Source organism: Pseudoclavibacter sp. RFBG4 (assembly GCF_002931515.1).
Classification (GTDB): Bacteria; Actinomycetota; Actinomycetes; order Actinomycetales; family Microbacteriaceae; genus Pseudoclavibacter.
Genome location: NZ_PSYC01000025.1, coordinates 46,832 through 57,172, shown reverse-complemented (window position 1 = coordinate 57,172; position 10,341 = coordinate 46,832). Strand labels below are relative to the sequence as shown.

The window sequence follows — 10,341 nt, the reverse complement described above, 5'->3', positions numbered from 1 at the left end:
ACCCTGTGGGAGAGTAGGTCACCGCCGGACTTCTTCATAAGCCGGGGTTGGTTGTTGAGTGAGCAGAGATGCTCCTCGATGACCAACCCCGGCTTTTTTTCATTCGCCACCAACCGCGACAATACAACGCAGCGCCGAAGCACCCCGATGGCAGCACAGGGCACGTCCCTGAGCTTCGGAGTGCTGTGACGTAGGCTGGGTGGCGACGCAAGCGTCCAAGGTGAGGCGCATTCAGACAAGCACGACAACAATTCGACAGCGCATCCCGAGGAGCTATTCATGGACGCAAACGACAACGAGCGGCGAAACCCGAGCAACGAACGCGGGTCAGGCAACCGCCAGGAACGCAGCGGCCAGGATGGGCGACGGGATGCGAACTCCCGCGGCGGCGACCGCAAGCAGTTCGGCGACCGCAAGCCCTACGCAGGCGGCGGCGACCGCAACCAGGGGGAACGACGCAGCTACAACAACCGTGACGATGCCCAGCGTGGCGAGCGCAAGTCGTACCCGCCTCGCGACGGTGAGCGGAAGTCGTACGCACCGCGTGATGACAACCGCGGTGAGCGCAAGTCGTACCCACCTCGTGATGGTGAGCGTCGTCCCTACAACTCCCGCGACGACCGCGGCGACAAGCGTGGCGAGCGCAAGTCGTACCCGCCCCGCGACGGTGAGCGGAAGTCGTACGCACCGCGTGACGACAGCCGCGGTGAGCGCAAGTCGTACCCACCTCGTGACGGTGAGCGTCGTCCCTACAACTCCCGCGACGACCGCGGCGACAACCGTGGCGAGCGCAAGTCGTACCCGCCCCGCGACGGTGAGCGGAAGTCGTACGCACCGCGTGACGACAGCCGCGGCGAGCGCAAGTCGTACCCACCTCGTGACGGTGAGCGTCGTCCCTACAACTCCCGCGACGACCGCGGCGACAACCGTGGCGAGCGCAAGTCGTACCCGCCCCGCGACGGTGAGCGGAAGTCGTACGCACCGCGTGATGACAACCGTGGCGAGCGGAAGTCATACGCGCCTCGTGACGACAGCCGCGGCGAGCGCAAGTCGTACCCTCCGCGTGATGGTGAGCGGAAGTCGTACGCGCCTCGTGATGACAACCGTGGTGAGCGCAAGTCCTACGCGCCACGCGATGACAACCGGCGTGAGCGGAAGTCGTACGCGCCTCGTGATGACAACCGTGGTGAGCGCAAGTCCTACGCGCCCCGTGACGACAACCGGGGTGAGCGGAAGTCGTACGCGCCTCGTGATGACAACCGGGGTGAGCGCAAGTCCTACGCGCCCCGTGACGACAACCGTGGTGAGCGGAAGTCGTACCCTCCTCGCGATGACAGCCGTGGCGAGCGCAAGTCGTACCCGCCTCGTGATGGGGAGCGTCGTCCCTACAACTCCCGTGACGACCGCGGCGAGCGCAAGTCGTTTCCGCCCCGCGACGGTGAGCGGAAGTCGTACGCACCGCGTGATGACAACCGTGGCGAGCGGAAGTCCTACGCGCCTCGTGATGACAGCCGTGGCGAGCGCAAGTCGTACCCGCCTCGTGATGGTGAGCGCAAGACCTACGCGCCTCGTGATGACAACCGCGGCGAGCGGAAGTCCTACCCTCCCCGTGACGGCGAGCGTCGCTCATCCGGTCCCCGTGGAGACAGCCGTGGCGGACGCGACGATCGCGGCTTCTCCGGCGGCCGCGGACGTCCGGCGCCTGAGCGTCCGGAGCTGACCGAGGAGGAGCTGCTCGCACGTGAGCTCCGCCCCGTTCGGGCAGAGCACATCGACCCCATCGTTCCCGACGAGGTCAGCGAGTCGGATCTCCCCAAGGGCGCCCGCAACGAGCTCAAGACGCTCGAGGCGACCAACCAGGAATTCGTCGCCAGGCACCTCGTGATGGCATCGGTCCTGATCGACAGCGATCCCGAGCTCGCGCATCAGCATGCCGTCTCGGCGGCACGCCGCGGCGGACGTATCGCCATGGTGCGCGAGACCCTCGCCATCACGGCGTACACGATCGGCGACTACGCGCTGGCACTCCGCGAGCTGCGCACCTACCGTCGCATCAGCGGCAAGGAAGACCAGCTGGCGCTCATGATCGACAGCGAGCGCGGCCTCGGCCGCCCGGACCGGGCCCTCGAGCTCGGTCGCGCCGCCGACCGCACGGGGCTCGGCCCGGCCGAACTGGTCCAGGTCGCCATCGCCATGTCCGGAGCGCGTCTCGATCAGGGCGCCGCCGACCTCGCGCTTGCTGAACTCGAGATCCCGCAGCTCGACCCGAAGCGCGCCTACTCGTACAGCCCGGCCTTGTTCGCCGCCTACGCGACCGTGCTCGAGGAACTCGAGCGCACCGGAGAGGCCGAGCGCTGGACTGCCCTCGCCACCAGGGCGCAGGATGCTCTCGACGCCGTCAAGCACGACGAGCACGAGACCATCGAAGTCGTCACCGAAGGCGAGTTCCCCCCTCTCGAGGAGGACGAGATCGACGGGGACGGGATCGCAGCCGAGACTGAGATCGCGGGCGGCGTTTCGACGAGCGCTGTCGAAGGCTCGGGAAGCGTCGCAGATGGCGAAGCATCCGAGGCCGCGGAGTACTCGCGTGACGAGGACGACCTCGAAGCCGAGGTAGATGAGCTGCTCGCGGCGGCCGGTGACACGGTTGCAGCTGAGGCCGAATCGGAGGCTGAGGCTGAGGCCGACGTCATCGACGAAGCCGCTGCCGTGCTCGACGACGAACTGGTCGCCGAGGTCGAGGAAGAGGCGGACGAGATCGTCGCCGCTGCCGAGGATGCCCAGGAACTCGAGACCGACGAGCACGACATCGACGAGCACGAGAGCGCGCCTGTCGCCGTCGACGTCGAGCTCGATGTCGTCCCGGCGCCTGCTGAGGCTGAGGTCGCATGGGAGTCAGACGCTGACGCCGCGACTGCCGATGCTGCACCGGCGGCTGCTGACAGCAACGCTGAGAACAGTGACGCTGAGGACGACGACGAAGACGAGGAGAAGAAGCGCAAGGGCGACGAGCCCGAGCCCCTCTTCGACCTGTGATCGGAAGCGGGGCGGCGGATTCACGCCGCCGCCCCGCGCCCGCCTGCAGGACCTGCAGCGCCCGCTGCGCCTGTACCTCGCGCGAAGTGCGCGAACGGCGTCGATCCTGCCTGGGTCGGCGGCAAGATCCCAAGAGTCAGGCTGCCGAAGCCGACGAGCTGAGAGAGACGAGAGATCCTGATGGCTTTGTTCAAGAAGAGCACCGGAACCGGACCTTCCCCGCTCGACGGCGTGGACGTGGTGCTGGCGGATCTGGACGGCGTCGTCTACCGCGGATCGAACCCGGTGCCGTACGCGGTGGAGAGCCTGAACGCGCTTGCCACCGCTGGGCTCCGCTCTGGGTACATCACGAACAACGCCTCCCGCACCGATGAGCAGGTCGCGCAGCATTTGCGCGAGCTGGGGCTCACGCTGACGGCCGAGGACGTCGTGACGAGTCCGCAGGCGGCGGTGCGTCTCCTAGCTGACCAGGTAGCCCCCGGCGCGCTTGTGCTCGTCGTCGGTGGGGACGGTCTCATCGACGAGCTCGCCAAGGGTGGATTCCGCGTGACGCGATCCGCGGACGACGAACCCGACGCGGTCATCCAAGGCTTCGCGCCGCACGTCGGCTGGGAGCACCTCGCGGAGGCCTCGTTCGCGCTCGCGCGCGACATCCCGTGGGTCGCGACGAATCAGGACTGGACGATCCCTGTCGCTCGCGGCATCGCCCCGGGCAACGGAACGCTGGTGTCGGCCGTGCACACGGCGGTGCAGAAGCTGCCGCTCGTCGCCGGGAAGCCGGAGAAGGCGATCTTCGACGAGGCGGTGCGCCGCTTCGACGCGAAGAAGGCGCTGTTCATCGGCGACCGACTCGACACCGACATCAAGGGTGCCTCGAACGCCGGCATGGCCTCGGCGTTCGTGCTCACGGGCGTCGACCGCCCCAAGCAGCTCATCGCGGCGCCCCCTGGTCAGCGTCCCGACTTCATCTTGAGCGACCTTCGCGAGCTCTCGCAGCCGTACCCGAAGGTCGTCAGCGAGCGTCCACAGGCCGAGGTGGCCGTTGCACGCGTCGGCGACGCGCAGGTCACGGTACGTGGCATCGACGTCATCGTCGACCGCGCCGGCTCCTCGCCCATCAACCTCCTGCGCGCTGGCTGCGCGGCGATCGCGGCCTCGGAGAAGCTCATCTACGCGCTCCGGGTGCCGGAGGTGCTGTACTCGGAACTCGCGTCGTGAGCATCGACGCAGGCGGGACCGGCGACGACTCGGAGCTCGCCCCCGAGCTCGATCGCATCTCTTCCCTGCCCGTCTCGGAGCGTGCGGCTGAGTTCTCGCAGCTGCACCAGCAGCTGGGGGAGCTCCTGGAGAGCACTCCCGTGCAGCTCTTCGACGGGGACAGCGCGTGAACGGTCCGATCACGAGCCCCGAGGGTGGGCCACTCAAGCGTCTCGACACCGAACTCACCCACCGCGGGCTCGCGCGCAGCCGCACGGCCGCGGCGCGCCTCATCGAGGCCGGACTGGTGTCCGTGAACGGTGCGCAGGCGAGCAAGACGGGCCTTCGCGTCGCCGACCACGACGAGCTGACGATCGCTGGGGGAGATGACTTCGTCTCGCGAGCCGCGCACAAGCTCGTCGCGGGTCTCGACGCGGTGCCGACGCTCGACCCCACTGGTCGAGTGGCGCTCGACGTGGGCGCATCCACCGGCGGCTTCACACAGGTGCTGCTCTCTCGCGGCGCACGTCACGTCGTGGCACTCGACGTCGGGCACGACCAGCTGGCGCCCTCGGTGCGCGAAGATCCTCGCGTCTCGAACCTGGAAGGCGTCAACGCCCGGTTCGTCGACGCCGAGCAGCTCGACGAGCTGCTCGCGGCCGCGGAATCGCCCGTGCGGTCCGCCGACATCGACCTCGTCGTCGGCGACCTCTCGTTCATCTCCCTGACCAAGGTCATCGCCCCCATCCTGGCGATGGCGCCCGGGATCGTCGACGCCGTGCTGCTCATCAAGCCGCAGTTCGAGGTCGGGCGGACGGGCGTGAAGGGCGGCATCGTCCACGACCGCAGGCTGGTCGCGCCCGCACTCGAGCGAGTGCTCGTCGAAGCCGCCGGCTGCGGGCTCGAGCTCGTCTCGCTGCGGCCGTCTCCCATCGTGGGAACGCACGGGAACTCGGAATTCGTCGCCGTCTTCCGCACGTCGAGAGGCTCGAGTCCAGCGGATGCTGACAGACTCGACACTCTGCGGCGAGCCATCGTCGAAGCGGAGGACTTGGAGGCAGATCGATGAGCGGGAACTCGAAGCGGCGGATCCTCGTCGTCAGCCACGTCGCACGCGAAGACGCCATCGAGGCGGCCATGACGGTGCTGCAGCTGCTCGACGATGCCGGTGTGGTTCCCGTGCTCGAGCCTTCGACGCACCGCGAGCTGCTGCGCCTCGACAGGAACCGGGTGCCCCGGACGACCATGGCGCTCGGCGATCAGCTCGCGGCCGACGAAGTCGAGATCGCCATCGTGCTCGGGGGCGACGGCACCATCCTGCGTGCCGCCGAGCTGGTGCGCGATGCCGGGGTCCCGATTCTCGGGGTCAACCTCGGTCACGTCGGCTTCCTCGCCGAGAGCGAGCGAGACTCGCTCGCGGACGCCGTCGGACGAGCCCTCGATCGCGACTACGAGGTCGAGGAGCGGATGACGCTCGACGTCCAGGTCACGCTCGGCGGCCAGACCGTCTACGAGACCTGGGCCCTCAACGAGGCATCCATCGAGAAGGCCAGCCGTGAGCGGATGCTCGAGCTGGTTCTCGAGGTCGACGGGCAGCCGCTGCTCAGCTTCGGCGCCGACGGCGCGATCTTCTCGACGCCGACCGGCTCCACCGCTTACTCGTTCTCGGCGGGCGGCCCCATCGTGTGGCCGACGGTCGAAGCGCTGCTGCTCGTGCCGATCAGCGCGCACGCCCTCTTCGCGAGGCCCATCGTCGTCGGCCCGAGCTCGACGCTCGCCGTGGAGATCATTCCTCGCACCGGCACGCCGGGTGTGCTGTGGTGCGACGGGCGGCGCACGTACGACCTCACGGCGGGCTCCCGCGTGACGGCGACGCGGGGAGGCGCCCCGATCCGTCTCGCGCGACTCCACAGCGCGCCGTTCAGCAAACGACTTGTCGAAAAGTTCCAACTCCCGACTTCAGGATGGCGAGGACCCGCACGCGCATGATTCTTGACATCGACATCTCCGGCCTCGGCGTCATCGAACGCGCCGAGCTTCCCCTCGGCCCCGGCTTCACCGCGATCACGGGTGAGACCGGCGCGGGAAAGACCATGATCGTCACGGCGCTCGGCCTGCTCCGCGGCGGGCGCGCCTCCGCGGACGCGGTGCGATCGGGCGCGAGCAAGGCAGTCGTGGAAGGGCGCTGGCAGCTCGACGCCGATAGCGCCGCAGCGCGCCTCGCGGCAGATGCGGGCGCAGAGCTCGACGAGAACGATGAGCTCCTCGTGGCCCGCCAGGTGAGCGCTGAGGGGCGCAGCCGAGCCTGGCTCGGCGGGCGCGGGGTGCCAGCCTCGATTCTCGCCGACCTCGGAGAGCGCCTTGTCGTGGTGCACGGGCAGAGCGACCAGTGGCGACTTCGCAGCGAGGGAGCGCAGCGTGCCGCGCTGGATGCGTTCGGCGGCGCCGAGCTGCGCGGCGCACGCACCACGGTTCGCGAGGCGCATGTTCGCCGGGGCGAGCTGCGCGCCGAGCTGCAGACGCTGAGCGATGCTGAGGCCGAGCGCGAGCTCGAAGCCGCCCGACTGCGTCGGGCACTCGCCGACATCGAGCCGGCCGAGCCGCAAGCGGGGGAGGACGTGACGCTCCTCGCCCGCATCGAGCGGCTCTCCAACCTCGAGGCGCTCCGGCGCGACGTCGGCCAGGCGCACGAGCTCCTCGCCGGTGACAGCTCCACAGGCTTCGGTGGACAGGGCGGTGCGAGCTCCACCGAGCTGGTCTCGCAGGTGCGGGCCCTCATCGACAGCGCGACAGCGAGCGACCCCGCACTGGGTGAGCTCGGACAGGCGGCGGCCGACATCTCGTTCGCAATCGACGAGCTCGGCCTGCGCCTCGCCAGCTACCTCGACGGACTCGAAGCCGAGGGAAGCGGTGAACTGGCGGAGCTCAACGAGCGGCTCACGCTGCTCACGAGCCTCACGCGCACCTACGGACCGACGCTCGACGACGTGATCGAGCTCGGCTCCCAAGCGGGCATCCAGCTGCTGGAACTCGAGAACGACTCGACGCGCATCCAGCAGCTCGAGGCGCAGATCTCCGAGGCGGAGGAAGCGCTCGCCGCCGCGGCTGCGCGCCTCACGGCACTCCGGACCGCGACGGCTGCGGTGCTCGAGGAGCGAGTCACGGAGGAGCTCCACGCACTGGCCATGCCGGCAGCCCAGCTGACCGTGGCGATCTCCCCGCTCGACGAGATCGCGGCCCACGGTGGAGACCGGGTCGCCTTCATGCTCCGTCCGCATCCGGGAACCGAGCCCGCCCCGCTCGGCAAGGGCGCGTCCGGCGGCGAGCTCTCTCGCGTCATGCTCGCGCTCGAAGTCGTGCTGGCGGACGTGAGCTCGGTGCCGACCCTCGTGTTCGACGAGGTCGACGCCGGCGTCGGCGGGTCCGCGGCGATCGAGATCGGGCGCCGCCTGCAGCGGCTCTCCGCGAACGCTCAGGTCATCGTCGTCACGCACCTGGCGCAGGTCGCGGCGTTCTCGGACAACCACATCAGCATCGAGAAGTCGAGCGACGGGCAGTTCACGACCTCCAGCATCCGCCAGATCAGCGGTTCAGACCGGACGCAGGAGATCGCCAGGCTCCTGTCGGGGCTCTCCTCCAGCGAGACCGGGAACGCCCACGCAGAGGAGCTGCTGGAGCTCGCCGCGGCGAATCGCACAGCGTCAGGCGCAGACGGATCGCGGTCCGTCGGCTAATATGGAATTCCGTGACTAGCGCAGATATCCCAGTTGCGGGAAACGACCAGGCCGTTGTCAAGCAGATCTATGTGACCGGGGGCGTGGTCTCCTCTCTCGGCAAGGGCCTGACCGCTGCCAGCTTGGGCAACCTCCTGAGGGCCCGAGGCCTGCGCGTCGTCATGCAGAAGCTCGACCCGTACCTCAACGTCGACCCGGGCACCATGAACCCGTTCCAGCACGGCGAGGTGTTCGTCACCAACGACGGGGCTGAGACCGACCTCGACATCGGCCACTACGAGCGCTTCCTCGACGTCGACCTCGCGCAGTCGGCCAACGTCACGACCGGGCAGATCTACTCGAGCGTCATCGCCAAGGAGCGCCGCGGCGAGTACCTGGGCGACACGGTCCAGGTGATCCCGCACATCACCGACGAGATCAAGCGACGCATGCGCCTCCAGGCCAGCGAGGAGCCTCGCCCCGACGTCATCATCACCGAGGTCGGCGGCACGATCGGCGACATCGAGTCGCAGCCCTTCATCGAGTCTGCCCGCCAGCTGCGCCACGAGCTGGGACGCGACAACGTGTTCTTCGTGCATGTCTCGCTCGTCCCGTTCATGGGAGCCTCAGGCGAGCAGAAGACCAAGCCGACCCAGCACTCGGTCGCGGCCCTCCGCTCCGCGGGTATCCAGCCGGACGCGCTCGTACTGCGCAGCGACCGCCCCGTGACCGAGAGCAACAAGCGCAAGATCGCCCTCATGTGCGACGTGCCGGAGCGCGCGGTCGTGAACACCATCGACCTGCCGTCGATCTACGACATCCCCCGCGTCCTGCGCGAGCAGGGACTCGACGAGTACATCATCGAGCAGCTCAAGCTCCCCGCCGAGCCCATCGAGTGGAGCGCCTGGGAGCGACTGCTCGAGGTCGTCCACCAGCCGAAGCACCAGATCACGGTCGGCCTGGTCGGCAAGTACATCGACCTCCCCGACGCCTACCTGTCCGTGACCGAGGCGCTGCGGGCCGGCGGCTTCGCGAACCAGACGCGCGTCAAGCTGCGCTGGATCCCATCCGACGAATGCGAGACGGCAGAGGGCTCCGCAGCACAGCTGAGCGATGTCGACGCGATCTGCGTGCCAGGTGGCTTCGGCATCCGCGGCATCGAGGGCAAGCTCGGCGCGCTGCGCTTCGCTCGCGACAACGGCATCCCCACGCTCGGGCTGTGCCTCGGCATGCAGTGCATGGTCATCGAGTACGCGCGCAACGTCGTCGGCATCACCGACGCGAGCTCGTCCGAGTTCGACCCGGAGACGCCGAACCCCGTCATCGCGACCATGGCCGAGCAGGTCGACATCATCGAGACCGGCGACCTCGGCGGCACGATGCGCCTCGGGTCCTACCCGGCAGCCCTCGACGAGGGCTCCATCATCGCCGAGCTCTACGGCTCGACCCTCGTCGAGGAGCGCCACCGTCACCGCTACGAGGTGAACAACGCGTACCGCGATCAGATCTCGGATGCGGGTCTCCACTTCTCGGGACTCTCACCTGACGGCACTCTCGTCGAGTACGTCGAGCTGCCGCGCGAGGTGCACCCGTTCTACGTGGCCACGCAGGCGCACCCTGAGCTCAAGTCGCGCCCCAACAGCGCGCACCCGCTGTTCTCCGGCCTCGTCGCCGCCGGCCTCGAGCGTCAGCGCTCCGGTCGCCTCGTCGATGTCGAGGAGAGCGTCCAGGACGTGGACCAGGTCCAGCAGTGACCTCGTCCGCCGAATCGGGGCCCTTCGCCGACGCTGTCGCGGAAGACACGGTGCTCGAGTCGAGCGTCGTCTTCCGCGGCGCCGTCTGGGACATCGTCCGCGAGCGGTTCCGTTTCGGCGGAGAGGTGCTGACGCGGGAGTTCATGTCGCACACGGGAGCGGTCGCAGTGCTCGTGCTCGACGACGCCGACCGCATCCTCTTCATCCGCCAGTACCGTCACCCGGTCGGGAGGCGCGACTGGGAGCTGCCGGCAGGGCTCCTCGACGCGCCAGGCGAGGACCCGCTCGACGCCGCGAAGCGCGAGCTCGGCGAGGAGGTCGACCTGCTCGCGGACCGCTGGGACGTGCTGCTCGACCAGTACACCTCGCCTGGGGGCAGCAGCGAGAACGTGCGCGTCTACCTCGCCCGCGGTCTCTCGGCCACTCCGGAGGCGTTCGATCGCACCGGCGAGGAGGCCGAGCTCGAGCAGCGCTGGGTTGCGCTTCCCGACGCGCTCGAGGCCGTCCTCGACGGCTCCGTGCAGAACCCGTTCGTCGTCTCGGGCGTCATGGCCCTCCACCTCGCGAAGGAGCGCTCCTTCTCGACGCTCCGACCCGCGGATGCGGCCTGGCCGACCCGCTCGCCGGGGCGCCCGGAGTAG

At 68.9% G+C, this 10,341-nt stretch carries 9 protein-coding genes; all 9 read left to right on the top strand.

Annotation, left to right across the window (positions count from 1 at the left end; genetic code table 11):
• The coding region (locus tag C5E10_RS19300) for a hypothetical protein (RefSeq protein WP_219820347.1) at nt 1–189 on the top strand (189 nt) is incomplete at its 5' end.
• A 90-nt stretch (nt 190–279) separates the two neighbouring features.
• Nucleotides 280–3,036, top strand: a complete 2,757-nt coding sequence (locus C5E10_RS19150) for a primosomal protein (RefSeq protein WP_181062713.1) — start codon at nt 280–282, stop codon at nt 3,034–3,036.
• Between the two features lie 180 nt (nt 3,037–3,216).
• The gene (locus C5E10_RS09540; protein ID WP_104331439.1) at nt 3,217–4,254 is read left to right on the top strand and encodes an HAD-IIA family hydrolase; all 1,038 of its coding nucleotides are present in this window, start codon (nt 3,217–3,219) and stop codon (nt 4,252–4,254) included.
• The gene (locus C5E10_RS19145) at nt 4,251–4,424 is read left to right on the top strand and encodes a hypothetical protein (protein WP_181062712.1); all 174 of its coding nucleotides are present in this window, start codon (nt 4,251–4,253) and stop codon (nt 4,422–4,424) included. Before C5E10_RS09540 ends, C5E10_RS19145 begins: the two co-directional genes overlap by 4 nt.
• Nucleotides 4,421–5,302: a TlyA family RNA methyltransferase gene (locus tag C5E10_RS09535; protein WP_258071066.1), complete on the top strand. Its 882-nt coding sequence runs from the start codon at nt 4,421–4,423 to the stop codon at nt 5,300–5,302. Before C5E10_RS19145 ends, C5E10_RS09535 begins: the two co-directional genes overlap by 4 nt.
• Nucleotides 5,299–6,222 (top strand): NAD kinase, encoded by a 924-nt coding sequence (locus C5E10_RS09530; RefSeq protein WP_104331438.1) that lies wholly within the window; start codon nt 5,299–5,301, stop codon nt 6,220–6,222. Before C5E10_RS09535 ends, C5E10_RS09530 begins: the two co-directional genes overlap by 4 nt.
• Nucleotides 6,219–7,967 carry a DNA repair protein RecN gene (recN, locus tag C5E10_RS09525; RefSeq protein ID WP_104331444.1) on the top strand — a complete coding sequence of 583 codons (1,749 nt, stop codon included), beginning with the start codon at nt 6,219–6,221 and terminating at the stop codon, nt 7,965–7,967. Before C5E10_RS09530 ends, recN begins: the two co-directional genes overlap by 4 nt.
• A gap of 11 nt (nt 7,968–7,978) precedes the next feature.
• Entirely contained in the window at nt 7,979–9,700 is a 1,722-nt protein-coding gene (locus C5E10_RS09520) for a CTP synthase (protein ID WP_258071065.1), read from the top strand.
• Nucleotides 9,697–10,341 (top strand): NUDIX hydrolase, encoded by a 645-nt coding sequence (locus C5E10_RS09515; RefSeq protein ID WP_104242279.1) that lies wholly within the window; start codon nt 9,697–9,699, stop codon nt 10,339–10,341. Before C5E10_RS09520 ends, C5E10_RS09515 begins: the two co-directional genes overlap by 4 nt.